The sequence below is a fragment of the Streptomyces sp. NPDC030991 genome, from assembly GCF_055571235.1.
In genome coordinates this window covers 389,755-415,822 of record NZ_JBVIFR010000003.1, presented here as the reverse complement: position 1 = coordinate 415,822, position 26,068 = coordinate 389,755, and the positions used below count along the sequence as shown (strand labels likewise).

General features: G+C 70.9%; 21 protein-coding genes and 2 tRNA genes. 14 read left to right on the top strand and 9 right to left on the bottom strand.

Annotated features, from left to right (window positions below; translation table 11 throughout):
- Positions 1–27: 27 nt before the first annotated feature.
- Both ACZ45E_RS08015 and ACZ45E_RS08010 read right to left on the bottom strand, forming a co-directional pair.
- The gene (locus ACZ45E_RS08015) at positions 28–1,422 is read right to left on the bottom strand and encodes an amino acid permease (protein WP_468217934.1); all 1,395 of its coding nucleotides are present in this window, start codon (positions 1,420–1,422) and stop codon (positions 28–30) included.
- A 155-nt stretch (positions 1,423–1,577) separates the two neighbouring features.
- Positions 1,578–2,945, bottom strand: coding sequence for an amino acid permease (locus ACZ45E_RS08010; protein ID WP_468217931.1), 1,368 nt, complete (start codon positions 2,943–2,945; stop codon positions 1,578–1,580).
- Positions 2,946–3,231: 286 nt separating this feature from the next.
- On the opposite strand from ACZ45E_RS08010, the gene ACZ45E_RS08005 reads away from it, so the two are divergent.
- The gene (locus tag ACZ45E_RS08005) at positions 3,232–3,828 is read left to right on the top strand and encodes a biotin transporter BioY (protein WP_468217929.1); all 597 of its coding nucleotides are present in this window, start codon (positions 3,232–3,234) and stop codon (positions 3,826–3,828) included.
- 15 nt (positions 3,829–3,843) lie between these two features.
- Here ACZ45E_RS08005 and ACZ45E_RS08000 read toward each other — a convergent pair whose 3' ends face one another.
- Both ACZ45E_RS08000 and ACZ45E_RS07995 read right to left on the bottom strand, forming a co-directional pair.
- Positions 3,844–5,193: an FAD-binding oxidoreductase gene (locus ACZ45E_RS08000; RefSeq protein ID WP_468217926.1), complete on the bottom strand. Its 1,350-nt coding sequence runs from the start codon at positions 5,191–5,193 to the stop codon at positions 3,844–3,846.
- Between the two features lie 60 nt (positions 5,194–5,253).
- The gene (locus tag ACZ45E_RS07995) at positions 5,254–6,024 is read right to left on the bottom strand and encodes an LPXTG cell wall anchor domain-containing protein (protein WP_468217924.1); all 771 of its coding nucleotides are present in this window, start codon (positions 6,022–6,024) and stop codon (positions 5,254–5,256) included.
- Between the two features lie 222 nt (positions 6,025–6,246).
- On the opposite strand from ACZ45E_RS07995, the gene ACZ45E_RS07990 reads away from it, so the two are divergent.
- A complete protein-coding gene (locus ACZ45E_RS07990) occupies positions 6,247–7,827 on the top strand; it encodes a protein kinase domain-containing protein (protein ID WP_468218271.1) in 1,581 nt (526 codons plus the stop codon).
- Position 7,828: 1 nt separating this feature from the next.
- Here ACZ45E_RS07990 and ACZ45E_RS07985 read toward each other — a convergent pair whose 3' ends face one another.
- On the bottom strand, positions 7,829–9,256 hold the full coding sequence (locus ACZ45E_RS07985; RefSeq protein ID WP_468217922.1) for an amino acid permease: 1,428 nt from the start codon (positions 9,254–9,256) through the stop codon (positions 7,829–7,831).
- A 186-nt stretch (positions 9,257–9,442) separates the two neighbouring features.
- Between ACZ45E_RS07985 and ACZ45E_RS07980 the strand changes: the two genes are divergently transcribed.
- Positions 9,443–9,931 carry a ribose-5-phosphate isomerase gene (locus ACZ45E_RS07980; protein ID WP_468217919.1) on the top strand — a complete coding sequence of 163 codons (489 nt, stop codon included), beginning with the start codon at positions 9,443–9,445 and terminating at the stop codon, positions 9,929–9,931.
- 98 nt (positions 9,932–10,029) lie between these two features.
- Positions 10,030–10,869: an Fpg/Nei family DNA glycosylase gene (locus tag ACZ45E_RS07975; RefSeq protein ID WP_468217916.1), complete on the top strand. Its 840-nt coding sequence runs from the start codon at positions 10,030–10,032 to the stop codon at positions 10,867–10,869.
- Between the two features lie 16 nt (positions 10,870–10,885).
- On the opposite strand, the gene ACZ45E_RS07970 is transcribed toward ACZ45E_RS07975, so the two are convergent.
- Complete coding sequence (locus tag ACZ45E_RS07970) at positions 10,886–12,115, bottom strand: GNAT family N-acetyltransferase (protein WP_468217914.1); 1,230 nt, start codon at positions 12,113–12,115, stop codon at positions 10,886–10,888.
- A 141-nt stretch (positions 12,116–12,256) separates the two neighbouring features.
- On the opposite strand from ACZ45E_RS07970, the gene ACZ45E_RS07965 reads away from it, so the two are divergent.
- Positions 12,257–13,429, top strand: a complete 1,173-nt coding sequence (locus ACZ45E_RS07965) for a PP2C family protein-serine/threonine phosphatase (RefSeq protein WP_468217912.1) — start codon at positions 12,257–12,259, stop codon at positions 13,427–13,429.
- Between the two features lie 111 nt (positions 13,430–13,540).
- Here ACZ45E_RS07965 and ACZ45E_RS07960 read toward each other — a convergent pair whose 3' ends face one another.
- Positions 13,541–14,719: a cation:proton antiporter gene (locus ACZ45E_RS07960; protein ID WP_468217910.1), complete on the bottom strand. Its 1,179-nt coding sequence runs from the start codon at positions 14,717–14,719 to the stop codon at positions 13,541–13,543.
- A 291-nt stretch (positions 14,720–15,010) separates the two neighbouring features.
- Between ACZ45E_RS07960 and ACZ45E_RS07955 the strand changes: the two genes are divergently transcribed.
- The 3 genes from ACZ45E_RS07955 to ACZ45E_RS07945 all read left to right on the top strand — a co-directional run bounded on the left by ACZ45E_RS07955 (position 15,011) and on the right by ACZ45E_RS07945 (position 18,923).
- A complete protein-coding gene (locus ACZ45E_RS07955; protein ID WP_468217907.1) occupies positions 15,011–15,814 on the top strand; it encodes an ABC transporter ATP-binding protein in 804 nt (267 codons plus the stop codon).
- Complete coding sequence (locus tag ACZ45E_RS07950) at positions 15,814–18,258, top strand: ABC transporter permease (RefSeq protein ID WP_468217904.1); 2,445 nt, start codon at positions 15,814–15,816, stop codon at positions 18,256–18,258. Before ACZ45E_RS07955 ends, ACZ45E_RS07950 begins: the two co-directional genes overlap by 1 nt.
- A 209-nt stretch (positions 18,259–18,467) precedes the next feature.
- Positions 18,468–18,923 carry an HD domain-containing protein gene (locus ACZ45E_RS07945; RefSeq protein WP_468217902.1) on the top strand — a complete coding sequence of 152 codons (456 nt, stop codon included), beginning with the start codon at positions 18,468–18,470 and terminating at the stop codon, positions 18,921–18,923.
- A gap of 23 nt (positions 18,924–18,946) precedes the next feature.
- Here ACZ45E_RS07945 and ACZ45E_RS07940 read toward each other — a convergent pair whose 3' ends face one another.
- Positions 18,947–20,125 (bottom strand): acyltransferase family protein, encoded by a 1,179-nt coding sequence (locus tag ACZ45E_RS07940; RefSeq protein ID WP_468217900.1) that lies wholly within the window; start codon positions 20,123–20,125, stop codon positions 18,947–18,949.
- Positions 20,126–20,793: 668 nt separating this feature from the next.
- Here ACZ45E_RS07940 and ACZ45E_RS07935 point away from each other — a divergent pair.
- On the top strand, positions 20,794–20,988 hold the full coding sequence (locus tag ACZ45E_RS07935; RefSeq protein WP_468218268.1) for a hypothetical protein: 195 nt from the start codon (positions 20,794–20,796) through the stop codon (positions 20,986–20,988).
- Between the two features lie 86 nt (positions 20,989–21,074).
- Here ACZ45E_RS07935 and ACZ45E_RS07930 read toward each other — a convergent pair.
- Positions 21,075–21,145: transfer RNA gene (locus ACZ45E_RS07930), tRNA-Gly, on the bottom strand.
- Between the two features lie 156 nt (positions 21,146–21,301).
- Between ACZ45E_RS07930 and ACZ45E_RS07925 the strand changes: the two genes are divergently transcribed.
- From ACZ45E_RS07925 to clpX, 5 genes are all read left to right on the top strand, one after another.
- Positions 21,302–21,378: transfer RNA gene (locus ACZ45E_RS07925), tRNA-Pro, on the top strand.
- 174 nt (positions 21,379–21,552) lie between these two features.
- A complete protein-coding gene (tig, locus tag ACZ45E_RS07920) occupies positions 21,553–22,950 on the top strand; it encodes a trigger factor (RefSeq protein WP_468217898.1) in 1,398 nt (465 codons plus the stop codon).
- A gap of 264 nt (positions 22,951–23,214) precedes the next feature.
- Positions 23,215–23,820: an ATP-dependent Clp protease proteolytic subunit gene (locus ACZ45E_RS07915; RefSeq protein WP_356493195.1), complete on the top strand. Its 606-nt coding sequence runs from the start codon at positions 23,215–23,217 to the stop codon at positions 23,818–23,820.
- Between the two features lie 70 nt (positions 23,821–23,890).
- Positions 23,891–24,550: an ATP-dependent Clp protease proteolytic subunit gene (locus ACZ45E_RS07910; RefSeq protein WP_164303251.1), complete on the top strand. Its 660-nt coding sequence runs from the start codon at positions 23,891–23,893 to the stop codon at positions 24,548–24,550.
- 196 nt (positions 24,551–24,746) lie between these two features.
- Entirely contained in the window at positions 24,747–26,033 is a 1,287-nt protein-coding gene (gene clpX, locus ACZ45E_RS07905) for an ATP-dependent Clp protease ATP-binding subunit ClpX (RefSeq protein WP_468217895.1), read from the top strand.
- The last annotated feature ends 35 nt before the right edge of the window (positions 26,034–26,068 follow it).

Here is a 26,068-nt window from a genome sequence, read left to right as displayed (position 1 = left end):
TGCGGGGGCCTCTTGATGTGCGCGCGGTTACTTCTTCTCGGCCTGCTTCTGGCGGACGTACCCGACGAGCGCGAGCACGATCGTCAGGCCGCCCGTGGAGTACAGCTGCACGCGCGTGTCGTGCTCGCGGGCCATCAGGACGAAGACGACCACCATCGCGAGGAGCGCGAGGACCGTCAGGTACGGGTACGCCCACATCTTCACGACGAGCTTCTCCGGCGCCTCGCGCTCCAGCTTGCGGCGCAGGATCAGCTGCGAGAACGCGATGAAGAACCAGACGACGAGGATGATCGCGCCGATGGTGTTGAGCAGCCAGGCGAAGACGTCGTCGGGGCGCCAGTAGCTGAGCAGCACGCAGACGAAGCCGAACGCCGCCGAGAGCAGGACGGCGACGCGCGGCACCCCGCCCGAGATCCGGCCGATCGCCTTCGGGCCCATGCCGCGCGAGACCAGCGACCCCGCCATCCGCGAGGCGCCGTAGATGTTGGCGTTCATGGCGGACAGGAGCGCGATGAGGACGACCACGTTCATGATCTGGCCGGCGCCCGGGATGCCCAGGTGGTCGAGGGTCGCGACGTAGGGGCCCTTGGTCGGGATCTCCTTCGCGGTCCACGGCAGCAGGACCACGACGACGGCCATCGAGCCGACGTAGAACAGGGCGATGCGCCACATCGCCGTACGGACCGCCCTGGCGACGCCCTGCACCGGGTGCTCGGACTCGGCGGCCGCGATGGTGACCGTCTCCAGACCGCCGTACGCGAACACGGAGGCGAGCAGGCCGACGATCAGCCCCTCCGTGCCGTTGGGCATGAACCCGCCGTGGCCGGTGAGGTTGGACATGCCGGGAGCGTCGACGTCCGGCAGGGCGCCGCAGATGGCCAGCACGCCGATGACGAGGAAGAGCACGATCGCGCCGACCTTGAGCGTCGCGAACCAGAACTCGAACTCGCCGAAGTTCTTCACCGCCGCCAGGTTCGTGCCGGTGAACAGCAGCATGAACAGGGCGACCCAGGCCCACTCGGGCACGCCCGGCACCCAGCCGTGCACGATGCCCGCCGCGCCGATCCCCTCCAGGCCCACCGCCACGCACAGCAGGAACCAGAACGCCCAGCCCGCCGTGAACCCGGCCCACGGACCGATCGCCCGCTCGGAGTGGACGGAGAACGAACCGGAGGACGGATACGCCGCCGCCATCTCGCCCAGCATGCGCATCACGAGCATCACGAGGGCGCCCGAGATCGCGTAGGCGAGGATGATCGACGGGCCGGCGGCCGCGATGGCGGTGCCGGAGCCGACGAAGAGACCGGCGCCGATCACACCGCCGAGCGCGATCATGGAAAGATGGCGCTGCTTCAGGCCGGGCGAGAGCGACGACGCGTCGCCCTGCTGACCGGCAGCCGACTGCGCGGACGTCCGAGACATGGAATTGCCTGTTCAGTAGGGGCATGGAGAGCTGACGTAAAAGCCATGTAAAACGGCCACAGTCTGAGCGGGCCCCCGCTCACAGGGAAGACGTTTCCGCTATACGGACACGACGCTCACACCCCGCGACAGCGCCGTCGACGTTCCGTGAAGGATCAGCCACGCCGTGCGCGCACTTCGCGCACACCCGCGACCGCGAGCACCGCGGCCGTCGCCCCCGTCGACCAGAGCAGCTGCGGCCGGGCCGTCTCGTCGGTCAGCATCAGCCCGAACACCGCCGCCATCGCGGCCAGCGCCGCCCAGGTCAGCCACGGGAACGCCCACATCCTCAGCACGAGCCGCTCCGGCGCCTCGGCCTCCAGGCGCCGGCGCAGCCGCAGCTGCGACGCCGCGATCAGCGCCCAGACGAAGAGCAGTACGGCGCCGACCGAGTTGAGCATGTAGAGGAAGACCGTGTCCGGCCACTCCAGATTGAGCAGGACGGAGACGAAGCCGAACGCCACCGACGCGAGCACCGCCCTGCGCGGCACCCCGCCGTCCACCTTCAGCAGCGCCTTCGGCGCCTCGTCGCGCTCGGCCAACGAGAAGACCATGCGGGACGAACCGTAGAGATTGGCGTTCAGGGCCGAGAGCAGCGCCACGAACACGACGATGTTCATGATCTGGCCCGCCGACGGGACACCGACGGAGTCCAGGACGGTGACGTACGGACTGATGCCCGCCTTCTGCGCCGTCCAGGGCAGCACGGTGACGATGACCAGCATCGAACCGACGTAGAAGAAGAGGATCCGGAACACCGCGCTGCGCACCGCCCGCGCCACCGAACGCACCGGGTCCTCGGACTCCGCCGCCGCGATGGTGACGACCTCCAGGCCGCCGAAGGCGAAGACGACCGCGAGCACCCCGGAGATGACGCCCTGCCAGCCCCGCGGCAGGAAACCGCCGTCGCCGGTGAGGTGCGTGAGGCCGACCGGGTCGGTGTCGGGGAGCACCCCGAAGATCGCCAGCGTGCCGAGGGCCAGGAACGCGATGATCGCCACGACCTTGAGCGTCGCGAACCAGAACTCGAACTCGCCGAAGTTCTTCACCGCCGCCAGGTTCGTCGCCGTGAACACCACCATGAACAGCAGCACCCACGCCCACTGCGGGACGCCCGGCACCCAGCCGTTCGCGATCTGCGCGGCACCCGTCGCCTCGACGGCGAGCACGACCACCAGCAGGAACCAGTACAGCCACCCCACACTGAACCCGGCCCACCGCCCCAGCGCCCGCTCCGCGTGCACCGAGAACGAGCCGGACGCGGGCATCGCCGCCGACATCTCCCCGAGCATCCGCATCACGCACATCGCGAGCGCGCCCGCGATCAGGTACGAGACGACGATGCCGGGCCCGGCGACCGCGATCCCGGCCCCCGAGCCGACGAACAGCCCCGCGCCGATGACGCCACCGAGGCCGAGCATGGTCAGATGGCGCTGCTTGAGACCGCCCGAGAGGGGTTCGGCGGGGGAGACGTGGTCGTGCATAACGTGTTCAGCCGGCTCTCGGGACTCACAGATCAATTGGCGGGAACCTACAGTCTCCCCGCGGGGCGCCCCTCACCGCAAAACGGCTCCTGACAGCCGTGTCGTCAGTGACAAGCATCACCCCGTACGAGGTGTACAGGCGCCGCTTTGTACGGAGCCCACCAACACCCGGCCCCCGCCTTTGTCGACCGGTGACCGTGATCGGCCCAACTCCCCTGGGATAACGTCACGATGTCCCGCCCTGCCCGACCTCACGGTCCTCAAGAACCCAGAACCCGGAGTCCCCATGAGTACCGCCGCAGCAGTCGCCCGTCCGGGCAAGGTCCTGGCCGACCTCCTCCCCGCATCCCGCACCAGGTCCGCCGTCGTCGCGAGGAGTGCGGCCCTGGTCGTCGGCGGCGCTGTGCTCACCGGCATCGCCGCCCAGATAGCCGTCCCCGTGCCGGGCTCCCCGGTGCCGGTCACCGGCCAGACCTTCGCCGCGCTCCTCGTCGGCACCGCGCTCGGCGCCCGCCGCGGCTTCCTCTCGATCGCCCTGTACGCGCTCGCGGGCATGGCCGGCATGCCGTGGTTCGCCGAGGGCGGCTCGGGCTACGCGATGCCCTCGTTCGGCTACGTGCTCGGCATGCTGCTCGCCGCGACCGTCGCGGGCTCCCTCGCCCGCCGCGGCGGCGACCGCTCGGCGCTGCGCACCGTGGGCACCATGCTGCTCGGCGAGGCGATCATCTACGCGATCGGCGTCCCCTACCTGGCGCTCTCCACCGGCATGAGCCTGACGGCGGCCGTCGCCGCGGGCCTCACCCCGTTCCTGATCGGCGACGCCCTGAAGGTGGCCCTGGCGATGGGCGCGCTGCCCACCGCCTGGAAGTTCGCCGACAAGTAGGCGCCCCGCGGGCGTTCAGCGGATGGTGTAGTTCCTCCGGAAGAGGTTCGCCGGGTCGTACGCGGCCTTCAGAGCGGCGAGCCTCTTTCGTGTGTCGGCGTCGTACAGCCCCTCCGTACGCTCCCCGCCGCCGAACGCGAAGTTGAGGGACCGCCCGACGGTGTGCTCCGCCACGGCGTCGAACGCGCGTGCCTGATGCGCGAGCGCCGCCTCCTTCGACGATCCGTCGAGCGGCGAGAGGATCCGCACCAGCCACCCCGCGTCCCGGTACGGGACCGCGTTCGGCGCTGGCCGCGACAGGGCGCCGCCCAGATGGTTGAGCTGGACCACGTGCATCGCGTCGGCGGCGGGCCCGCACAGCGCGAACACCTCGGCGACGGCGGCGACGTCCAGCTCGCTCAGGAACACGCTGTCCCCGTAGTAGGCGTGCGGGAACTCCGGGTCGTTGTGGATCGTGGGGCTCTCGCCGTACGGCATCTCGCGCACCGTGTCCGTGACGGCCGGCCCGAGCGCGGCGCGCAGCGGCGCCACCAGCCGCTCGCCCTCCTCGGCGCCGCCTGTGAACGCGATCCGCACCGACACCAGGTACTGGCCGCGCAGATGAGGCGGCAGCATCGGCAGGTCCGGGTAGACGAGCGCGGCGAGCGAGGAGGTGAGGGCGGCCGGGACGGTCGCCGCCCACCCGGCGTACGCGCGCAGGATGTCGGCCGGATCGGTGGCCCGCCCGTCGTACGCGAGGAAGCCGCCGTACAGGCGGGTCACCGGGACGAGGTCCATCTCCAGCGCCGTCACCACGCCGAGGTTGGCGCCGCCGCCCAGCAGACCCCAGAACAGCTCGGGGTCGCTGTCGGCGGTGACGTGCCGGGCCGCGCCGTCGGCGGTCACCAGATCGACGGAGCGCACATGGTCGGCGGTGTAGCCGAACTCCCGCGCCAGGATGCCGAGTCCGCCGCCGAGGACGTAGCCGACCGCGCCCACGCCCGGCGCCGAACCGTTCAGCGGGGCGAGGCCGTGCTCGGCGGCCGCCGCGGCGACGGCGCCCCAGCGGGCCCCGGCGCCGACGCGCGCGGTGCGGGCCGCCGGGTCGACGGTGACCTCGTCCATCCGGCGCGTACTGATGAGGACGCCGCCCTCCGCGTCGCCGGGCAGGCCGTGACCGGTGGCCTGGACGCCGACCGGAAGGTGCCCGGCCGCCGCGTGGCGCACGGCGGCCACCACGTCGTCCGGGCCGGCCGCCGCGAAGATCACGTCGGGCCGGTGGGTGAACCCGGTCTGGAATCCGGCGAGTTCGTCGTCGTAACCGGCGTCGCCCGGCCGCAGCACGGTGGGGGAGGCGCCGGTGGAGGTGTCGTCATGCGTCGTCATGGCCCGTACTGTGCCCGCATAACCTGACAGCCGCCGTCAGCTTTTCCGGCGTTTTTCGAGTCAGCGCGTCGCGGGCCGCTTCCGCGCCGACCACCACAGCCCCGCCCCGCCCGCGGCGAGCAGCGCGGCCCCCGCCGCGCCGAGCGGCAGCACCCTGTCCCCGGGACCGGTCGACGGCAGGTTCCCCTTGTGGCCCTTGTCGCCCTTGCCACCGCCGTCGTCACCCTGGTCCCCGGCCGGGGCGGCGGGCTTGTTCGCCGTGCCCAGCAGCAGCGGCGTCACGGGCGCGTTCGGCGAGGGGCTGGTCGTACCGAACGGCACGGGCCCCTGCTGCCACAACTTGTTCTTGCCGTCCCCGCTCGTCACCGGAAGACAGATCTTTCCGGTCTTCGCGAGATCGAATGTGGCGGAAATCTTATACGTTTTCGATTTTCCGGCCGCCACATTGTCGATGCCGCAGGTGAATCCGCTGTTCGAACCCTCCGGCAGTTCGGCGGTGCCGATCTCCGTGCAGCCCGGCACGTCCTTGATCGTCATTCCGTCGAAACCGACGACGAGCAGATTGATCTTCCCGCTTTCCTTGGTGCCCTGATTGCTGACGCTGGCGACGAGACCCTTCGTCTTCTTGGTCGAGTTGTCGACCGAGATCTTCTCGGAGAGACCCGTGGTCAGCTTCACGCCCGACGGCGCCTCGCCCATGACCTTGCCGCCCTGGCTGCTGCCCGGGCCCGGTCCGTCGTCGGCGACGGCGGTGAAAGGCAGGATCATGACGGTCGAAATCGTCGCGGTAAGCAGCGAACCAGTGATTGTGGCCTGACGCCTAGAACTCATGTCCGTCCCCCTGGGTGCATTCCCGTACATCCCCTACCGCGTCCGAATTCGCAGTACTTGAAGAGGTACCACAAGATTTCTCCGCACTATGCTGGGACGGTGTGAAGTGTTGATTTTGTGTTTCGGGGGTGCAGTCGATTGCCAGGGAATGTCAGCGGAGGCGTCCGGGGATTAGTGGTGGCAGCGCGCTACCGCCTGGACGAACCCATAGGCCAGGGCGGCATGGGGCGCGTGTGGCGTGCGGTCGACGAAATGCTGGACCGGCCCGTCGCCGTGAAGGAGATGCGCATCGACGGGCTCGACCCCGAGGACGCGCGCACCCGCCGCGAGCGGACCCTGCGCGAGGCCCGAGCGACGGCCCGGATCGACCACCCCAACGTGGTGCGGGTGTACGACGTGGTGGACGAGGGCGAGCGCCTCTGGATCGTCATGGAGCTGGTCGACGGCCGCTCCCTCGAACAGATCCTCGTCGCGGACGGCCCGCTCGGCGTGGAGGCGGTCGCGGAGATCGGCCGGGGCCTGGCCGAGGCGCTGCTCCCGGTGCACAGCGGCGGCGTCCTGCACCGGGACATCAAGCCGGGCAACGTCATGCTGGAACGGGCTGGGCGGCGCCGCGTCATGCTCACCGACTTCGGTATCGCGGCGATCCAGGACGCGACCGCGCTCACCATGGTCGGCATGCTCGTCGGCTCGCCCGACTACATGGCGCCCGAGCGGATCTCCGGCCGTCCGCAGGGACCGCCCTCGGACCTGTGGTCCCTAGGGGCGACGCTCTGCGCGGCGCTCGGCGGACGCTCCCCGTTCAGCCGCGACACGACCCTCGCCACCTTGCACGCCGTCCTGTACGAGGAGCCTCGGATGCCGCCCGACGCGGGCCGGCTGGGCCCGCTCCTGGCCGGTCTCCTCGCCAAGGAGCCGGAGAACCGCCCGGACCTCGAAGCAACCCTGCGAGCCCTCACCCCCCGACCCCCGGCCCAGGAACCCGCCCCGCCCCCGGCCCAGGACCCCGCCCCGGCCCAGGACCCGTACGCCCACGCCGCCACCCTCGACATCGGCCTGCGCCGCCCGTCCGGGCCCCCGGTGAGCACCCCGGCCGGTCCGCCGACCGCTCCCGCCCGGCCCGGGCCGCCCGACACCCTCGCGTCCACGCCGGACGGGCCCGCACCGCGGCCCGGGCGTCGCCGCGGCACCTTGATCGCCGTCGGCGGAGCACTGGTCGCCGGCGTCGCCCTGGCCGTCGTCCTCACCCTGCCGGGCGACGGCTCGTCCGGTGGGAGCCCGCGGGCCGGCGGGGCCTCCACCGCCACGTCCCGCCCGCCCACCGTCGAGGGCACCTCGCGCCCACCGGCCACGCCCCCGTCCCTGCCGCCCGGCGCGCGCCGCGAGGCCGGGTACGCGTGGGCGCCACCGACAGGCTGGAACCGCGTGGTGAAGACGGCGTCCGAGGTGCACTACACGTCACCGGACGGCACCCAGGAGCTGGTGGCCCAGTCGGCGCTGGCCAAGGACGACCTCCTCGCCACCTGGCAGAAGGCGGAACTCGACGCGCACCAGGGCCAGGACTACGAGAAGATCCGCCTCGACCGCACCACGTTCCGGGGCCGCCCCGCGGTGATCTGGGAGTACCTCTTCACCCTCAAGGGCGAGCGCTGGCACGCCGAACTCCTCGGCTTCGAACAGGGCTCGCAGTCCTACCAGATAGGCACCTGGTACCAGCCCCGGGCCGAGACCCGGGCCCACACGACGTACGAGAAGGTGAAGAACACGTTCACCGTACTGGGCCCGGGCGCCCCGCAGAGCTAGCTCAACGGGACCGCCGGACCCGCTCCCGTACGAACGAGAACCCGACCACGAACGCGGCCACCAGCAAGGAGAGCAGCACCTGCTCCCGCCCGGCGTCGTCCGTCAGCATGTACACGAGCACGAACGAGATCATCGCGATCGTCGCCCACGTCAGGTACGGGAAGAGCCACATCTTCACGACGAGCTTCTCCGGCTGCTCGCGCAGGATGATGCCGCGCATCTTCAGCTGCGTGAAGCAGATGACGAGCCACACGAACAGCGCGACGGCGCCGGAGGAGTTGAGCAGGAAGTTGAAGACGGTGTCCGGCCACTGGTAGTTGAACCAGACGGCGAGGAAGCCGAACACGACGGAACCGAGGATCGCGGTGCGCGGCACGCCCCGCGAGGTGGTCTTCGCGAACGCCTTGGGCGCGTCGCCGCGCTGCCCGAGCGAGAAGGCCATCCGGGAGGCGGTGTAGAGCCCGGAGTTCAGGCACGACAGGACGGCCGTCAGCACGATGACGTCCATGACCTGCCCGGCGTGCGGAATGCCGATCGAGTTGAGCGCGGCGACGTAACTGCCGTCCTTCACGATCGAGTCGTCGTTCCACGGCAGCAGGGTCAGCACGACGAAGATCGAGCCGAGGTAGAAGATGCCGATGCGCCAGATCACCGAGTTGGTGGCGCGGGTGACGGCCTTCTGCGGGTTCTCGGACTCACCGGCGGCGAGCGTGACGATCTCGCTGCCCATGAAGGAGAAGACGACCATCAGCACACCGGTGAGGATCGCGCCGGGCCCCTTGGGGAAGAACCCGCCGGAGTCCGTCAGGTGCGCGAACCCGTTGCCCGGGTTGTCCGAGCCCGGCAGCACCCCGAAGACGGCGAGCAGGCCGACGATGACGAACGCGCCGATGGCGACGACCTTGATCCCGGCGAACCAGAACTCGAACTCGCCGTACGAACCGACGGCCGCCAGGTTCACCACGGTCAGCACGATCATTACGATCAGCGCCCAGCCCCACTGCGGGACGCCCGGCACCCAGCCGTTGAGGATCTTGGCCCCTGCGGTCGCCTCCACGGCGAGCACCACGACCCAGAAGAACCAGTACAGCCAGCCGATGGAGAATCCGGCCCAGCGCCCGAGCGCCTGATCGGCGTAGGCGGAGAAGGAGCCGGAGGTCGGCCGGGCGGCGGCCATCTCGCCGAGCATCCGCATCACGAGCACGACCATCGCGCCCACGAGCGCGTACGAGATCAGGATGGCCGGTCCGGCCGCCGCGATGCCGGAGCCGGAGCCGACGAACAGGCCGGCGCCGATGACACCGCCAATGGCGATCATGGACAGATGGCGGTTCTTGAGACCGGCCTTCAGGCCGTCGCCACCACCGCCGGGTCCTGCGGGACCGCCGGGCGGAGTGTCTTCCGTCGCAAGGGATGACTGCGAGGTCATGAACGGATCCTTAGGTTCTCGGGGTACGAGCCCTGGCATTCAAAGCGCAGAAGTGTGCGGGACGGAAGACCTGACTCCGGATTGTTGTCTTCGTTACGCGGCCCTCACGTCCGGACGGCTCCCGGACGACAGGGGTGGCGCCCCCGGTCGCGGCTACCCGGCGTCCGGCGTGCCACACTCGGACCCATGCGCGTGTACCTCGGCTCGGATCATGCCGGCTACGAACTCAAGAACCGCCTGGTCGAATGGCTCACGGCCCATGGCCACGAGCCCGTCGACTGCGGGCCCCACATCTACGACGCCCTGGACGACTACCCCCCGTTCTGCCTCCGCGCAGCGGAGAGGACGGCGGCGGACCCGGACTCCCTCGGCATCGTGATCGGCGGCTCCGGCAACGGTGAGCAGATCGCCGCGAACAAGGTCAAGGGCGTCCGTGCGGCCCTCGCCTGGAGCGAGCAGACCGCGGCGCTCGGCCGCGAGCACAACAACGCGAACGTGATCTCCATCGGCGGCCGCATGCACACGGAGGAGGAGGCGGTGAAGTTCGTCGAGATCTTCCTGAGCACCCCGTACTCCGGCGAGGAGCGCCACCAGCGCCGCATCGACATGCTGGCGCGCTACGAGGAGACCGGCGAGCTCCCCGAGATCCCGCCGCACCACCCGCAGCAGGCCTAGTTCAGCCCCTCCGGCGCTTGCGGAGCGGGGTCCGGGGCCAAAGCCCCGTGTCCCGCACCACAAGCGCCGCAGCTGTGCCCGCCCCGAGAGGAGGACCCGTGCCCGAGGGCCACACCATCCACCGCCTGGCCCAGGACCACGCCGAACGCTTCGCGGGGCGGACCGTGCGGGTCAGCAGCCCGCAGGGCAAGTTCTCCGACGCGGCGGCGCTCCTCACCGGCCAGGAGCTGACCCGCACCGAGGCCCACGGCAAACACCTCTTCCTGGGGTTCGGCGCACCGCGGGACCCGGCCTGGGTCCACATCCATCTGGGCCTCTTCGGCAAGTACACCCTCGGCGCGACACCGGCCCCGCCGCCGACCGACACGGTCCGCCTGCGCCTGCTGAACGAGGCGTTCCACTCGGACCTGCGCGGCCCCACCACCTGCGCCCTGATCACCGACGCCGAGAAGCGGGCGATACACGACCGCCTCGGCCCGGACCCGCTGCGGCCCGGCGACGACCCGGCCGGGGCGTACGAACGCGTCTCCCGCAGCCGTACGTCGATCGCCGCGCTCCTGCTGGACCAGAAGGTCATCGCGGGCGTCGGCAACGTCTACCGGGCCGAGGTCCTCTTCCGCCACGGCATCGACCCGTACACCCCGGGCAAGGACATCACCCGGGAGCGATTCGCCGCGATCTGGGACGACCTGGTGATGCTGATGCGTGAGGGCGTCCGCCTCAACCGCATCGACACGGTCCGCCCCGAGCACACCCCGGAGGCGATGAACCGCCCGCCGCGCGTCGACGACCACGGCGGCGAGGTCTACGTGTACCGCCGCGCGGCCCGCCCCTGCCACCTGTGCGGGACACCGGTCCGCACGGCGGAGCTGGCGGCCCGCAACCTCTTCTGGTGCCCCGCCTGCCAGCCTCCGCGCGCGGACGGCGGCCGGCGCTAGTCCCTGACTCAGGAGACTAGAAGCCGTGCTGGAGCCACGGGGCGACCGGTGAGCCGAACGCCACCGCCGCCTCCGCGAGCGCGCCCTGCCGCAGCTCCCGCACCCGCCCCGCCCCCGCCAGTTCGGTGAGCGACACGTCACCGAGGTACGCGGCCCCCAACTCCCGCACGGACAGGGCGAGATCGGCCCGCTCCGCGGTGCGCTCGCAGGACGCGCCCTTCGCGTCGCCGGAGAGCCTCCACCGCCCCGCGTTCCAGGGGCAGAAGGCGTCCTCGACCTCCAGCACGACGTCCACGGGCGTGAGATACGTACGCGCTTCCAGGGCGGCGCCGACCTCCACCAGACGTACGTGCAGGGAGTCCTGCACCTGGACCCCGCACCGGCGGATGTCGGAGACCAGGGAGAACAGCGGATCGTCCACGGGGCGGTTGCGCGCCTCCACCGTCGATGTCAGGTCGATGGCGCACAGGAACCGCCACAGTGCGGCGTACGCGGCCGGTTCGAGCGCGGTGACCTCCCGCACCTGGACGCGGCCGTGCGGCACCCCGCGCTCCGACTCCGGCTTGATGTGGAACCGGGTGAAGCCCGCCGTCTCCCCGTCCCGCTCCGCCACGACGCACTGCAACGGCGACGCCCCGCCCCGCTCCTGCGGCGGGTCGAGCAGCGGCAGCCGCTGCCAGCCTGGCCCCCGCGCGAGCATCCCCGGCCGGGTGCCGACCGTGCGCAGATACAGGGCCTCGCACCGCTCGGCGGCCTCGGCCGGGTCGGCGAACCGCAGCCGTACCTCGTCGGTCCCGGCCGGAGCGTCGATCCGGACCCGCGACGAGTCGATGGCCAGCCGCGACTGCCTGGTGCCGATGCCGTACCCGAACCGGCCGTAGATCGCCGGCTCGGACGCGGTCAGCACCGCCAGCGGCTCGCCCCACGCCCGTACGTCGTCGAGCTGGCGGCGCATCATCGACGTGAGGATGCCGCGCCTGCGGTGGGTCGCGGCGACGCTCACCATCGTGACGCCGGCCGCGTCCACGAAGGCGCCGCCCGGCACCGAGACCCGGAACGAGAAGGCGCCCGCCGTGCCCACGCACTCCGCGCCGTCCCACACCCCCAACGAGCGGTCGCGCTCCGTCAGGTCGTCCCACAACTGCCGCTCCTGCGGCGCCTCGGGCACCCCGCCGAAGGCCAGCTCGAGCCGCGCGTACCAGCGCTCCCAGTCGTCCCGGCGCAGTACGCGTATGTCGGTCGTCATAGCCCATCCCTACCAGGGCAACCGGGACATGAGCGAGCGAATTAACCGACCGGCGGTCCCCTGGCCGGGTGTGCCCGGAAAGGGGGACAAGTGGGACCACCCGTGCACAGATCCAGGCCCGATGGATAAGGTCCACGAGCAATGGCGGTACGAGGAGAGCGGCGGGCGCGCGAACAGCGCGCGGCGGCAGAGACGTTCCCGGCCCGGATGAGGAAGCGCGTACACCGGGTCCGCACCGCCGTGCGCAAATCCGGGGTCGACTACTTCCGGGGCGACGGCTCGGACTGGATCGCCCTCGGCGGGCTGCTCCTCACGGTGCCGCTGATCACCTGCTTCACAATCCTCGACCCGGTCTGGTGCACGCCCACCGTCCTCGTCCTGCCGATCGTCGCGGGCGGCCTGGTGCTGCGCCCGGCCAGCCTGCTCGGCCTGTACGCGGCCGCCGCGGCGGCGCTGATCGTGGAGTCCGTACAGCTCGGCCCGTACTCGGAGCGCGCGGCCGGCGTCACCCCCGGCACCGTCCTCACGGTCGCGGCGTGCGGCTTCTTCGGCCTGCTCATAGCGCAGTTCCGCAGCCGGGTCGGGGTGCCGTGGCGACGCGGCGGCACGATGCTCTTCGACCTGCGCGAGCGGATCCGTACGCAGAGCCGGCTGCCGCAGCTGCCGCCGGGCTGGCACCGCGAGATGGCGCTGCGCCCGGCCGGCGGCCAGTCGTTCTCCGGCGACTTCGTGGTCGCGGCCCGCACGAACAACGGCCGCACCCTGGAGGTCGTCCTCACCGACGTGTCGGGCAAGGGCATGGACGCGGCGTCGCGGGCACTGCTCCTGGCGGGGGCGTTCAGCGGACTGCTCGGCTCGCTGCCCCCGCACGCGTTCCTCCCGGCGGCCAACGGCTACCTGCTGCGCCAGGACTGGGACGAGGGCTTCGCGACCTCCATCCACCTCGTCCTCGACCTGGAGTCCGGGGACTACGAGTTGTACTCGGCGGGGCATCCGCCGGGTATGCAGCTCAGCGCCGGCACCGGCCGCTGGGAGGAGAAGGCCGCGGAGGGCCCGCTCCTCGGCGTCTACGACGGCGCCGAGTTCGACGCGACGAAGGGGACGCTGCGCCACGGCGACGTGCTGATGCTCTTCACCGACGGCCTCGTGGAGACCTCCGAGCGGGACATCGCCGAGGGCATCGACCGCCTCACCGGCGAGGCCGACCGCTACGTCTCCGGCGGCTTCCACGGCGCGGCCTGGCACCTCATCGAGGCGGTCGCCAAGGACGTCAACGACGACCGGGCGCTCCTGCTGATCTGCCGCGACCAGTAGTTCGGCCGGGGGCCGCGGCGAAGCCGCGTGCTCCAGGGGCGCGGGGAACGGCGCGAGAAGCCCCGCCGACCCGCACCCGGCAGCGGTGCTGCGGTCGCCGGTGAGAGTCCGTCACACCCCGGCCCGCAATCGCTCGGCCTCCCGCGGAGCGTCCCGCCCCCCGGGCAGCACCCGGCTCAGCCAGGCGGAGCGCCCCGCAGCCAGCGGCCCGAGCACCGCCAGCACCAGCACGTACCCCGCGATGAACGGCGAGAGCCGCTCGTCCAACCCGGCCCCCGCGGCCATCGTGGCCAGGATCAACGCGAACTCGCCCCGCGCCAGCAGCGTCGTGGAGATGTTCGCGGCGGGCCCGGGCCCGAACCCGTACACCCGGGCCGCACCGAGCCCCGCCAGCACGTTCATCACCAGCGTCACCGCGACGGCGGCCAGCACGGGCCAGACCACGCTCGGCAGATCCCCGGGGTCGATCGAGAGCCCGAACGCGAAGAAGAAGATGGCGCCGAAGGCGTCGCGCAGCGGGTGCACCAGCTTGAGGATGCGCTCACCGGAGGCGGTGGAGCCCAGCATCAGACCGACCATGAACGCGCCGATGGCGTCCGCGACCCCGAACCACTCCGAGACGCCCGCCACGAAGACGGCCGCGCCGAGGAAGGAGATGACGAGGAGCTCGTCGTCCTTGGTGTCGAACAGCTTGCCGACGACCCGCGTACCGAAGCGGGCGACCAGCGCGAGCAGCAGCAGGAACCCGAAGGCCTTGCCGCCGTCGAGGACCGCGGCGGCGAGCGAGTCGGCGCCGGACAGGATCGGTTGCAGCGCGGCCAGATACAGGGCCAGGAAGACGTCCTCGACCACGATGATGCCGAGGATCGGCTTGGTCTCGGGGTTGCCGAGCCGCCCGGTGTCGACGAGGACCTTGGTGACGATGGCGGAAGAGGAGATGCCGAGCACTCCGGCGAGGACCAGGGCCTCGGAGGTGCCCCAGCCGAGGGCGAATCCGAAACCGAGGCCGGCGCCGACGTTCAGCGCGAGGTAGGTCGCTCCCGCGACGGCCATCCTGCGGCCGCCCGCCTTGAGGTCGTCCAGGTGGAATTCGAGGCCGAGGTAGAAGAGCAGCAGCACCAGGCCGAGCGCGGAGAGCATCTCCAGGTCGTGCGGGTCGGAGAGGAGCACGACGCCCGGGGTGTGCGGGCCGAGCAGGATCCCGGCCAGGATGAACAGCGGGATGGTGGGGAGTCCGATGCGCCCGCCGAGGCGGGCGAGGACGGCGGCGGCGAGAAAGGCACCGCCCATGGCGATCAGGGTGTCTGCGTGTCCGATGGGCCCGTTCCTCCTTGGTTCGGGGGTGGTGCGGGGAGCACCTCCGCCAGCACTGTTGGCAAAGGGAGAGTCAAGAAAGCGTCAATAGTTAGCTTACCAAAGGAGTGTTGAGGGGCCTCTGGTGAGCACGGGCGGGGGTTCTCCCCACCCCCGATCCGCCAGCCGCCCTCATGGTCCACGCGGCCCCCGTATCCGTACGTTCGAACCATCGAGCACCACCGACCACACCGGCGGCACGGCCGGCGACGTACGAAGGGCGGACCCATGGGCCTGCGCAAGAAGCGGCAGCACGAGCGGACGGGCGCCCCCGCGCCCCTCGCGGGCCGGGCCGTCGAACTGCGCGGAGTACGGCGCAGCTACGGCCGCGGCAGCTCCACCGTGCACGCCCTGCGCGGCATCGAACTCGCCCTGCCCAGCGGCACGTTCACCGCCGTGATGGGCCCCTCCGGCTCCGGCAAGTCCACGTTCCTGCAGTGCGCGGCGGGCCTGGACCGCCCCACCGAGGGCACGGTCGCCCTGGGCGGCACGACGATCACCGGCATGAGCGAGAACAAGCTCACGGCCCTGCGCCGCACCCGCCTCGGCTTCGTCTTCCAGGCCTTCAACCTGCTGCCCTCACTCACCGTCGAGCAGAACGTGCTGCTCCCGATGCGGCTGGCCGGCCGGCGCCCCGACCGGCGCCGCGCCGCCGACGTCCTCGCCCGGGTCGGCCTCGCCGACAAGGGACGGCGCCGCCCCGGCGAGCTCTCCGGCGGCCAGCAGCAGCGCGTCGCCATCGCCCGCGCCCTGGTCACCGACCCCGACGTGATCTTCGCCGACGAGCCGACCGGCGCCCTGGACACCACCACCGCGGCGGAGATCCTGGGACTGCTGCGCTCCGCCGTCGACCGGGCGGGCGCCACCGTCGTCATGGTCACGCACGACCCGGCGGCCGCCGCCTACGCGGACCAGGTCCTGTTCCTCGCGGACGGCGCGATCGCCGACCACATCGAGGGCGCCGGCGCCGACCGCATCGCCGCCCGCATGCGCACCCTGACCGCGCCCGCACCGATGGGAGCGGCCGCCTGATGTTCCGGCCCAACGGACTGGCCCGCTCCGCCCTGCGCTTCAAGCCCGCGGCCTTCATCGGCACGTTCGTCGCCCTGATGATGTCCGCCCTGATCGTCACGGCCTGCGGCATCCTCCTGGAGACGGGCCTGCGCGCCTCGGTCCCGGCCGAGCGGTACGCGCACGCGCCCGTCGTCGTCGCCGCCGACCAGCGCGCGCACTTCGTCACCGGTTCCGGCGAGGACCGCGTGGACGAGGCGGTCCCGCTCCCCGACCACGCCCGCCTCCCCGACTCCGTCGTCGCCGCGGCGGCCTCGGCGCCCGGGGCGCGGACCGCCGTCGCCGACGTGTCCTTCCCCGCACAGCACGAGGGCGCCTCCGTCACCGCCCACAACTGGGGCTCCACCGCCTTCACCGGCGAGCGGCTGACGGCGGGCCGCGCCCCGGGCGCCGGTGAGATCGTCATGGCCGGCGCCCGGGTCGGCGACCACGCCACCCTCACCACGCCACAGGGGCCGCACACGTACCGCGTCTCCGGCACCACCGAAACCCCCGGCGTATGGCTCGCCGACTCCGAGGCCCTCGGCGCCTCCGGCCACCCGGGCCGCGTCGACGCGATCGCCGTGCTCCCCAGGGACGGCGTCACCGCGGCCACCCTCAAAACCCAGGTGGAGCACGCCGTTTCGGGTACGCCCGCGGCACAGGTGCACACCGGCGACGACCGCGGCGCCGCCGAGAGCGGCACGCTCGCCTACGCCAAGGAGACCCTGACCGCCCTCGGCGGCTCCTTCGGCGGCATCGCCACCGCGGTCGCCGTGTTCACCGCGGCCGGCACGGTCGCCCTCTCCGTGGGCCAACGCGCCCGCGAATACGCCCTGTTGCGGGCCATCGGCACCACCCCGCGCCAGATCCGCCGCACCATCGCCACCGAGACCCTCCTGGTCGCCCCGCTCGCCGGCGCCCTCGGCTGCCTGCCCGGCACCGCCCTGGCCCGCTGGTGGTTCGGACAGCTCAAGGCCAAGGGCGCGGTCCCCGACGCCGTCACCCTCTCGATCTCCTACGTGCCGCTGCTCGCCGCCGTCGGCACGGCCGTCCTCACCGGCCTCCTCGCCGGGTACATGGCGGCCCGCCGCCCCTCCCGCATCAAGCCAGGACAGGCCCTCGCCGAGGCGTCTATCGAGCGGCTGCGCCCCGGCTGGATCCGGACGCCGCTCGGCATCGCGGCCGCGGTCGGCGGCATCTTCCTCGCGGCCCTCGCCGCCTCCCTCAGCGGCGACGACGCGGCCAACGCGGCGCTCGGCGTGGTCATGTGCTTCATGCTCGCGGTGGCGCTGCTCGGCCCGCTCGTGGCCCGGCTGTGCGCCGCGCTCTTCGGCCTCCCGCTGCGCGGCGCGGGCGCCTCCGCCTCGCTCGCCGCCGCCAACTCCCGCACCAACGCCCGCCGCCTCGCCTCAGCGATCACCCCGATCGTCCTCGCGATGGCCTTCTCCTCGGTGCTGGTCTTCATGCACACGAGCGAGGACCACGTCGCGGCGGACCAGCAGCGGGCGGGCATCACGGCCGACCACATCGTCACCTCCGACGCGGGCCTGGCCCCCGGCACGGCCGCCCGGGCGGCGAAGACCCCCGGCGTCGCGTCCGCCGTGGGCCTCCTGAAGACCTCGGTCCTCGTCCCGGCGGGCTCCGGCGGCGACCGCTGGCTGCAATCGGCGTCGGCGCAGGCCGTCACCGGCACCGCGCGGGACCTCGCCCGCGTCCAGGACCTCAAGGTCACCCGGGGCGCCCTCGACCTCACCGCACCGGACAAGGTGGCCCTGGACGCGTCCCTCGCCCGCTCGGCCCACGTCCATGTCGGCGACCGCGTCACCCTCCGCCTCCCCGACGGGACGAAGACGTCCCCGACGGTCTCGGCCACGTACGGACGCGGCCTCGGCCTCTCCCAGGTCACCCTGGCCCGCGCGGCGCTGACGGGCCACGTCACGGACCCGTACGACACCGAGCTGTGGACGAAGGGCGGCACGGCCCGCGCCCTCGCCGCGTTCGGGACCCCCCTCGCCCGCGCCGACTACACCACCGCCCAGTCCCTGGACCGCGAACTCAACGCCTGGGCCAACACCACCATGGCCGCGGTCCTCGGCGTCTTCGCGGCGGTCGCCGCCGTCAACACCCTGGTCATGACGGTCCTCGACCGCCGCCGCGAACTCGGCACGCTCCGCCTGATCGGCTCCACCCGCCGCCAGGTGCTCCGCATGATCCGCTGGGAGGCGCTGCTGGTCGCGGGCGCCGGCATCGTCCTCGGCACGGGCATCGCCCTGGCGACGCTGATCCCGATGATGAACGGCCTCACCGGCGAGAACCCGTACGTCCCCCCGCTGCTGTACGGCTCGTTCGCGGGCGCGGCCCTCCTCCTGGGCCTGGCCTCGACGGCCCTGCCCGCACGCCTGGCACTGCGGCGCGGACTCTAGAGCCTGTCTTCACATTCCCGTCTGCCCCGCGACGCCTGGCACGCCCTCTCGCCGCACCGGGCACAAGGCCAGGTACGTCCAGTACGAGGCCTTGCACCCGGCACTCCCCCAGCCTCCGGCCGGGGGGACCCCCAGAGCACGGACCAGACGCCGCGGGGCCGCCCTTCGGGCGACGACGGGAATGTGAAGACAGGCTCTAGTCTCGGCCCATGATGACCCTGGACGAGATCGAGGCCCTGGCCCGCCGCGCGCACGCCGGGCAGCGGGACAAGGCCGGCCGCCCCTATACGGAGCACCTCGCCGCCGTGGCCGCAGGGGTGCGGGCGCGGGGCGGCACCGACGAGCAGGTGGCGGCGGCGTGGTTGCACGACGCCATCGAGGACGACGCCCTCACCCCGGACTGGCTGGCCTCGGCCGCCCTGCCGGAACAGACCAAGGCCGTCGTCCGCGCCCTGACGAAAGAGCCGGGCGAGCCCCCGCGGGCGTACGCGGACCGCATCCTGGCGACGCCCGGCGCCCGTCTGGTCAAGGAGGCGGACCTGGCCCACAACGCGGACCCGGCCCGCCTGGCGGTCCTCGACGAACCGACGCGGGCCCGCCTGACCCGGAAGTACGCGACGATGCGCACCCTTCTGGGCCTGCCGGCCGGCCAGGCCGGCAGGTAGCGGCCGCGCTCGCGGAGGAACCCCTATGCCTGGTTGCGTGCCCGGGCCAGCCGCGCCGCGTCCTTCTTGAAGGCCCACTCCATCTTCGGCTCCATCGCGAACCGGAAGACCCGCTGCACGGGTGGCGTGCACAGCAGGGTCACGACGGCCGCGGCGACGAGCGTGACGACGATCTGCCCGTACGGCTCGTGCACCCAGTCCGCGTCGAACCAGCCCCAGAACCGGGAGCCCTTCGCCAGGAACCCGTGCAGCAGATACCCGTACAGGGTCCCGGCACCGAGCACGGTGAACCACATTCTGCGCCGCGGCACCCACGCGAAGAAGCACGCGGTGAGCACCAGGGAGCAGCCGAACAGGGCGAGCGTCATGACGACCCCGGCCCACCAGGGCGCGCCGAGCTCCTGCGCGCTGTCGCGGTGGTAGAACCACGCGGACGTCATCCGGGGAGCGGCCCAGTACGCCAGCACCAGCGCGCACGCCGCGATCGGCACGGACAGGATCCGCACCTCGCGCCGCCGCACCAGCTGGAAGTGCTCGGGCTTCATGAACAGGCCGAGCACGAAGAAGGGCAGGAACTGGAGCACGCGCTGGAGGTCCAGGTCGTCACCGATGTCGGGGGAGAGCGACGCGAGCACGGCGATGGCCAGCGCGACCGGGACCGGCCAGCGGACGACCTTCCACAGCGGAGTGGTCAGCCGCCACACGAACAGCGCGACCAGGAACCAGGTCAAAAACCAGGGGTCGAGCAGGCTGAACGGGTGGTCGGGGTCGTCCCCCGCGGTCCGCTTGAAGAGCGTGTACGCGGTCTCGAAGAGGAGGTACGGCACGGCGACGCCGGTGATCAGGCGCCTGAGCCGGTCCGGCCGCATGTCGAAGCTGCGGGAGAAGTAGCCGGAAATGATGATGAACGCCGGCATGTGGAACGTGTACACGATCATGTACAGCGCTTCGGCCGTACGGCTGCCGTCCGTCAGGGGTTCCCAGCAGTGGCCCATCGCGACGAAGACGATGGCCAGGTACTTGGCGTTGTCGAAGAACGCGTCCCGCTGCCTGGGCTTGGCCGCGGGGGCCGGAGCGGGGGCGTGCGCCGGGGCGGGAGGCGCGGCGGTGCGGGTGGGGGCGGGTGCGGTGGCGGGGGACGCGACCGAGGCGGCGGGGAGCGGGGCGCGATACGAGCCGTGCGCGGACAGCGGGTTGGTCACAGGCCCTCCCACCAGGAGCTCGGGGAGACGATCCGGGACCGCACTGCGCCGGCGGGGATCATGGCAGTGTGGAACATCTGAGGCACCCTAGTGGCGCCCGAACGATTTCGTAAAACCCTCAACGCGAATCCTCCTTATCGTCCCCGCATACCCAGGATTCAAAGAAGTCCTCGTCACGTCGGGCAACGACGCGGGATTGCCGATCTGTCCGTTATCGAACAGTTAATCCCTCTTAAATACCGCATAACGCCCCCGGACGACACCGGCTGATTGTCCGTTTGATGGTCAATCGTCACTGCGGAATGGAAGTCCGACAACAAGGCGTAATTTCAGCCGCGACACCCCTCCTATTTCCTGTGTGCGCGCGGAGGAGGAAATGCGGGAAAACCGGTAGTGGCATGCGACAGGCATGTGTGGGCCGCATGTGCGCCGAGGGAAACGATCAAGCCGAATTCCGCGGCCCCTGACGCCCTCCGGCGGCCCCGTCGGCGGGCGCTGATCATGCGCCCCAAGGGCGCTCGGCTCCCGCGCCCCCACGCGCGCGTGGCCGACGATGCGTCACCGGCCGCATATGGAGGCCCCGTTGGTGGCACGATGGTTCTGGCGGGGGGTGTGCGGGGCTGTGCCCCCCGGGCCGGGAGAGCGGACCGACCTAGGGTGTGATCAGTGTGGCCATTTCGCTATCAGTGGTGCTGTTGTTGGCGATCGTCCTCGTGGTGCTGGTGCGAGGCGGCTCGATCAAGGCGGGGCCCGCTGTGGTGGCGGTGCTCTTCGGCTTCTTCCTGGCCTCGACCGGAATGGCCCCTGCGATCAACAACTTCCTCAACTCGGTCGCGGACAGCATCAGCGCGATCAAATTCTGAGCACCTTCGAGCGGGCCACCGGCCGGGGACACGAAAAAGCCCCCGGCCCGGTCCCGCGTGGGGATCCGGCCGGGGGCCTCGTGGAGAGCGGGCGACGGGAATCGAACCCGCGTAGCTAGTTTGGAAGACTAGGGCTCTACCATTGAGCTACGCCCGCACAGCGCGCGCCGCACGTCATCGACCGCGGCACGAAAGGCATCGTAGCGGGTTCCGGGCCCCGCCCGCACACCCCGCCCCGCGATACGCCCTGCCGCGCGCCCCTCGATGCGGGAGCCGCGCCGCCTGCGGGCATGTACCCTACGTGTCGCACCGACGGGGTGTGGCGCAGCTTGGTAGCGCGTCCGCTTTGGGAGCGGAAGGCCGTGGGTTCAAATCCCGCCACCCCGACCAGCGTTGCCGCGGCGACACGACGACCGCGGTCCTTCCACGGGCGTCCTCGCCGGACAGAACCACAAGATCGCATTGTGGGTGTGCTCCGGCGTGCCGTTACTATGCAAGCTGCATGCCCGTGTGTCTCTCAAGCCGGGCACGATCCCTAAAGTCAGCCCCCAAGGAGACCGAACCGTGAAGAGCGCCGTCGAGACCCTGAACCCGACCCGGGTTCGGCTCAGCATTGAGGTGCCCTTCGAGGAGCTCAAGGACAGCCTCGACGCGGCGTACAAGAAGATCAACCAGCAGGTCACGGTGAAGGGCTTCCGCAAGGGCAAGATCCCGGCCCGCATCATCGACCAGCGGTTCGGCCGCGGAGCGGTTCTGGAGGAGGCTGTCAACGACGCCCTCCCGAAGTTCTACACCGACGCGGTCAACGAGGCGGAGCTCAACGTCCTGGGCCAGCCCGAGGTCGACATCACGGAGCTGAAGGACGGCGAGACGCTGAACTTCACCGCCGAGGTCGACATCCGCCCGGCCATCGAGATCCCGGACTACTCCGGCATCGAGGTCGAGGTGGACGCCGTCGAGGTCACCGACGAGGACGTCGAGAAGTCCGTGGAGCAGCTCCAGGAGCGCTTCGCCTCGACCTCCCCGGTCGAGCGCGCCGCCGAGGACGGCGACGTCGTAACGATCGACCTGGAGGCCAAGGTCGAGGGCGAGGTCCTCGAGGACGGCGTCGCGTCCGGCGTCTCCTACACCATCGGTTCCGGCGAGCTCCTCGAAGGCATCGACGAGGCCGTCAAGGGCCTGGAGGCCGGGGCCGAGGCCACCTTCACCTCCGAGCTCAAGGGCGGCTCCGCCGAGGGCAAGGAGGCCGAGGTCACCGTCAAGGTCACCCAGGTCGCCGCCCGCGAACTCCCGGCCCTGGACGACGAGTTCGCCCAGCTCGCCTCCGAGTTCGACACCCTCGACGAGCTCAAGGCCGACAGCCGCAAGCGCCTCGAGAACATGAAGCAGTACGACCAGGCCACGCAGGCCCAGGAGCGCGTCCTGGAGAAGCTGCTGGAGCTGGTCGAGGTCCCCGTCCCCGAGAAGCTGCTCGAGGACGAGGTCCAGACCCGCAAGCACAACCTCGAGCACCACCAGCTCGGCCAGATGGGCCTGGACATCGAGAAGTACCTCGAGATCCAGGGCAAGACGGTCGAGGAGTTCGACGCCGAGACCCGCGAGCAGGCGGTCAAGGGCATCAAGACGCAGTTCGTCCTCGACGAGCTCGTCAACAAGGAGAAGCTGAACGTGAACCAGGAGGAGCTCACCGAGCACCTCATGCGTCGCGCCGCTTCCTCGAACATGTCCCCCGACCAGTTCGCCCAGGCGGTCGTCGAAGGCGGCCAGGTCCCGATGCTGGTCGGCGAGGTCGCCCGCGGCAAGGCCCTTGCCGTGGTCGTCGAGGCCGCCACCGTCAAGGACACCAACGGCGAGGTCGTCGACCTCGAGGACGACGAGGAGGAGGCCACCGAGGCCGCCGCCGAGACGTCCACGGAGGACTCCGCCGAGACCTCCGGTGACGAGGAGAAGACCGAGGCCTAGAGCCTCACCGCAGTCGCACACGACAGGCCCCCGGGACGCGCTCCCGGGGGCCTGTCGCGCCCTGGCGCGCAGGGGGCCCGAGCGGCCGCCAACCTGCGCTCACAGCGAACAGTTCCTTCTGCGGGATTCCCCGGAGGGGGCCGCGCGTTAGGGTCCATGAATACGAGGGCAGGGGAGTCCCCTAGCGAGGGCCCCGGCCTCAGTAAGAGACGCGAGACGGCACGAGGCCGTCAGAGACGAGCAGGTGGATACGTGACGAATCTGATGCCTTCCGCCGCCGGCGAGCCGTCCATCGGTGGTGGCCTCGGCGACCATGTCTACAACCGGCTGCTCGGCGAGCGGATCATCTTCCTCGGCCAGCAGGTCGACGACGACATCGCCAACAAGATCACCGCGCAGATGCTGCTCCTTGCCGCCGACCCGGACAAGGACATCTACCTCTACATCAACAGCCCCGGTGGCTCGGTGACGGCCGGCATGGCGATCTACGACACCATGCAGTACATCCCGAACGACGTCATCACCATCGGCATGGGCATGGCGGCCTCGATGGGCCAGTTCCTGCTCACCGGCGGCACGGCGGGCAAGCGCTTCGCGCTCCCGAACACCGACATCCTGATGCACCAGGGCTCCGCCGGCATCGGCGGCACGGCCTCCGACGTCAAGATCCAGGCCGAGTACCTGCTGCGTACGAAGCACCGCATGGCGAGGATCACGGCCGAGCACTCCGGCCAGACCATCGAGACGATCATCCGCGACGGTGACCGCGACCGCTGGTACACGGCCGAGGAGGCCAAGGAGTACGGCCTCATCGACGAGATCATTTCTGCCGCTACGGGTGTTCCGGGCGGCGGCGGCACCGGCGCCTGATCGGTTCACACCGACTCAGCACCGGCCCCAAGCCCTCTGCCTCCCTCACCAGGACGGAACACGGACCATCATGAACAACATCCCCGGCAGCGGCCTCTACACCGGCCCGCAGGTCGACAACCGCTACGTGATCCCGCGCTTCGTCGAGCGCACCTCGCAGGGCGTGCGTGAGTACGACCCGTACGCGAAGCTCTTCGAGGAGCGCGTGATCTTCCTCGGCGTGCAGATCGACGACGCCTCGGCCAACGACGTCATGGCGCAGCTGCTGTGCCTGGAGTCGATGGACCCGGACCGCGACATCTCCATCTACATCAACAGCCCCGGTGGCTCGTTCACGGCCCTCACGGCCATCTACGACACGATGCAGTTCGTGAAGCCGGACATCCAGACGGTCTGCATGGGCCAGGCGGCCTCCGCCGCAGCCGTCCTGCTCGCCGCCGGCACCCCGGGCAAGCGCATGGCACTGCCCAACGCCCGCGTGCTGATCCACCAGCCCTCCGGCGGCACCGGCCGCGAGCAGCTCTCCGACCTGGAGATCGCGGCCAACGAGATCCTCCGCATGCGTACGCAGCTGGAGGAGATGCTGGCCAAGCACTCGACGACCCCGCTGGAGAAGATCAGCGAGGACATCGAGCGTGACAAGATCCTCACGGCCGAGGACGCGCTCGCGTACGGCCTGGTCGACCAGATCATCTCCACGCGCAAGATGAACAACGAGGCGATCGCCTGACAAGGCGTTGTATCGTCTGCCACTCCCCGGCACGGTTCACGGGTACTCGAGAGCCCCTCGAGCCCTTCGAGGGATGTCCTCGTCAAAGTGAACCGTGCCAAGGGGGGCCCGAACGGGGGGCCCGGCAAGGTACCGTCGGATACAGGCACCAGGAGTCGCTGAACGTGGCGTCTCCCAGGCGAAGGGGAAGTACCTCGTGGCACGCATCGGTGACGGCGGCGATCTGCTCAAGTGCTCGTTCTGCGGAAAGAGTCAGAAGCAGGTCAAGAAGCTCATCGCAGGTCCCGGTGTGTACATCTGCGACGAGTGCATCGACCTCTGTAACGAGATCATCGAGGAAGAGCTCGCAGAGACAAGCGAAGTGCGCTGGGAGGAACTGCCCAAGCCACGCGAGATCTCCGAGTTCCTCGAGGGTTACGTCGTAGGCCAGGAGTCCGCCAAGAAGGCGCTCTCCGTGGCGGTGTACAACCACTACAAGCGCGTCCAGGCCGGTGAGAACGGCGGAGCGGCGGGCCGCGACGACGCGATCGAACTCGCGAAGTCCAACATCCTGCTCCTCGGCCCGACCGGCTCGGGCAAGACGCTCCTCGCCCAGACGCTCGCCCGCATGCTGAACGTCCCGTTCGCCATCGCCGACGCGACGGCGCTCACGGAGGCCGGGTACGTCGGCGAGGACGTCGAGAACATCCTGCTGAAGCTCATCCAGGCCGCCGACTACGACGTCAAGAAGGCCGAGACGGGCATCATCTACATCGACGAGATCGACAAGGTGGCCCGCAAGTCGGAGAACCCGTCGATCACGCGTGACGTGTCCGGCGAGGGCGTCCAGCAGGCCCTGCTGAAGATCCTCGAAGGCACCACGGCCTCGGTCCCGCCGCAGGGCGGCCGCAAGCACCCGCACCAGGAGTTCATCCAGATCGACACGACGAACGTGCTGTTCATCGTGGGCGGCGCCTTCGCCGGTCTGGAGAAGATCATCGAGTCGCGGGCCGGCGCCAAGGGCATCGGCTTCGGCGCGACGATCCACTCCAAGCGCGAGCTGGAGGAGAAGGACCAGTTCCAGGAGGTCATGCCGGAGGACCTGGTGAAGTTCGGGATGATCCCGGAGTTCATCGGCCGACTCCCCGTGATCACCAGCGTGCACAACCTCGACCGGGAGGCGCTGCTGCAGATCCTGGTCGAGCCGCGCAACGCGCTGGTCAAGCAGTACCAGCGGCTCTTCGAACTCGACGGCGTGGAGCTGGAGTTCGAGCGCGAGGCGCTGGAGGCCATCGCCGACCAGGCGATCCTGCGCCGCACCGGCGCGCGCGGCCTGCGCGCCATCATGGAGGAAGTCCTCCAGTCGGTGATGTACGAGGTCCCGTCCCGCAAGGACGTGGCCCGGGTCGTCATCACCGCGGAGGCCGTCCACTCGAACGTGAACCCGACGCTGATCCCGCGTGATTCCCGGGGGCCGGGCGCGGGGGAGCAGAAGTCGGCGTAGCCGCGCAGCGACAGACGTGAAGAGGGGCCCCGGTC

Excerpts from the sequence above, each read along its gene's own strand:
- ACZ45E_RS08015 (WP_468217934.1), bottom strand. The coding sequence starts at position 1,422 with ATGTCTCGGACGTCCGCGCAGTCGGCTGCCGGTCAGCAGGGCGACGCG.
- ACZ45E_RS08010 (WP_468217931.1), bottom strand. The coding sequence starts at position 2,945 with ATGCACGACCACGTCTCCCCCGCCGAACCCCTCTCGGGCGGTCTCAAG.
- ACZ45E_RS08005 (WP_468217929.1), top strand. The coding sequence starts at position 3,232 with ATGAGTACCGCCGCAGCAGTCGCCCGTCCGGGCAAGGTCCTGGCCGAC.
- ACZ45E_RS08000 (WP_468217926.1), bottom strand. The coding sequence starts at position 5,193 with ATGACGACGCATGACGACACCTCCACCGGCGCCTCCCCCACCGTGCTG.
- ACZ45E_RS07995 (WP_468217924.1), bottom strand. The coding sequence starts at position 6,024 with ATGAGTTCTAGGCGTCAGGCCACAATCACTGGTTCGCTGCTTACCGCG.
- ACZ45E_RS07990 (WP_468218271.1), top strand. The coding sequence starts at position 6,247 with ATGGGGCGCGTGTGGCGTGCGGTCGACGAAATGCTGGACCGGCCCGTC.
- ACZ45E_RS07985 (WP_468217922.1), bottom strand. The coding sequence starts at position 9,256 with ATGACCTCGCAGTCATCCCTTGCGACGGAAGACACTCCGCCCGGCGGT.
- ACZ45E_RS07980 (WP_468217919.1), top strand. The coding sequence starts at position 9,443 with ATGCGCGTGTACCTCGGCTCGGATCATGCCGGCTACGAACTCAAGAAC.
- ACZ45E_RS07970 (WP_468217914.1), bottom strand. The coding sequence starts at position 12,115 with ATGACGACCGACATACGCGTACTGCGCCGGGACGACTGGGAGCGCTGG.
- ACZ45E_RS07965 (WP_468217912.1), top strand. The coding sequence starts at position 12,257 with ATGGCGGTACGAGGAGAGCGGCGGGCGCGCGAACAGCGCGCGGCGGCA.
- ACZ45E_RS07960 (WP_468217910.1), bottom strand. The coding sequence starts at position 14,719 with ATGGGCGGTGCCTTTCTCGCCGCCGCCGTCCTCGCCCGCCTCGGCGGG.
- ACZ45E_RS07955 (WP_468217907.1), top strand. The coding sequence starts at position 15,011 with ATGGGCCTGCGCAAGAAGCGGCAGCACGAGCGGACGGGCGCCCCCGCG.
- ACZ45E_RS07950 (WP_468217904.1), top strand. The coding sequence starts at position 15,814 with ATGTTCCGGCCCAACGGACTGGCCCGCTCCGCCCTGCGCTTCAAGCCC.
- ACZ45E_RS07945 (WP_468217902.1), top strand. The coding sequence starts at position 18,468 with ATGATGACCCTGGACGAGATCGAGGCCCTGGCCCGCCGCGCGCACGCC.
- ACZ45E_RS07915 (WP_356493195.1), top strand. The coding sequence starts at position 23,215 with ATGCCTTCCGCCGCCGGCGAGCCGTCCATCGGTGGTGGCCTCGGCGAC.
- ACZ45E_RS07910 (WP_164303251.1), top strand. The coding sequence starts at position 23,891 with ATGAACAACATCCCCGGCAGCGGCCTCTACACCGGCCCGCAGGTCGAC.